This window comes from Streptomyces sp. NPDC127092 (assembly GCF_042722475.1).
In the GTDB taxonomy this organism is placed as follows: Bacteria; Actinomycetota; Actinomycetes; order Streptomycetales; family Streptomycetaceae; genus Streptomyces.
Map to the genome: position 1 here is coordinate 1 of NZ_JBHXFE010000410.1, position 1,053 is coordinate 1,053.

General features: G+C 69.0%; 1 protein-coding gene. It reads left to right on the forward strand.

Annotated features, from left to right (window positions below; translation table 11 throughout):
- Positions 1 to 213 precede the first annotated feature (213 nt).
- On the forward strand, positions 214 to 1,053 hold an 840-nt coding region (locus tag ACFWJO_RS40885), incomplete at its 3' end, for a glycine--tRNA ligase (RefSeq protein ID WP_386873479.1).

The window sequence follows — 1,053 nt, forward strand, 5'->3', positions numbered from 1 at the left end:
CGCCTGGCCGAGGCGGATGGACTCATCACGGATGGGCAGGGGCTGGGCGTCGGGTGCGTTCGTCTCGGTCATGGTGTCCATCATGGCCGGTAGGCTGGACGGGATCGACCGGCGCGCCGCGCCGGAACGGGCCCGCCGCGTCGGAGGCGGCCGGGTGCCGTCGTCGTCGTGATCCCCTCCCGCCCCGCCGATGAGTACGGAAGTGATGCCCCCATGGCTGCCAAGTCCCCGCTGGACAACGTCATCAACCTCGCCAAGCGCCGAGGCTTCGTGTTCCAGGCCGGTGAGATCTACGGCGGTTCGCGCTCCGCGTGGGACTACGGGCCCCTGGGTGTGGAGCTGAAGGAGAACATCAAGGCCGAGTGGTGGAAGACCTTCGTGCGCTCCCGTGAGGACATGGTGGGCCTGGACTCCTCCATCATCCTGCCGCGCGCGGTGTGGGAGGCCTCCGGCCACGTCGAGACCTTCACCGACCCGCTCGTGGAGTGCACCCAGTGCCACAGGCGCCACCGCCAGGACCACCTGCTCGAGGGGTTCGAGGCCAAGAAGGGCCGGCCGGCCGAGGGCATGGCCGAGATCGTGTGCCCGGACTGCGGAACCCAGGGCGCCTGGACCGAGCCGCAGCTGTTCTCGGGCCTGGTCAAGACCTACCTCGGCCCCGTGGACAACGAGGAGGGCCTGCACTACATGCGCCCGGAGACGGCGCAGGGCATCTTCGTGAACTTCCTCAACGTGCTCGGCGCGGCCCGGAAGAAGCCGCCGTTCGGCATCGGCCAGATCGGCAAGGCGTTCCGCAACGAGATCACCCCGGGCAACTTCATCTTCCGCACCCGCGAGTTCGAGCAGATGGAGATCGAGTACTTCGTGCCGCCGGCCGAGGCGGGCCAGCACTTCGACCGCTGGGTCGAGGACTGCTGGGACTGGTTCATCGACCTCGGCATCGACCCCGCGCACCTGCGCCGCCTCGACGTGCCCGCGGAGGACCGTGCGCACTACTCGGACGCCACGATCGACCTCGAATACGACTTCGGGTTCACCGGCGGCGACGGCTGG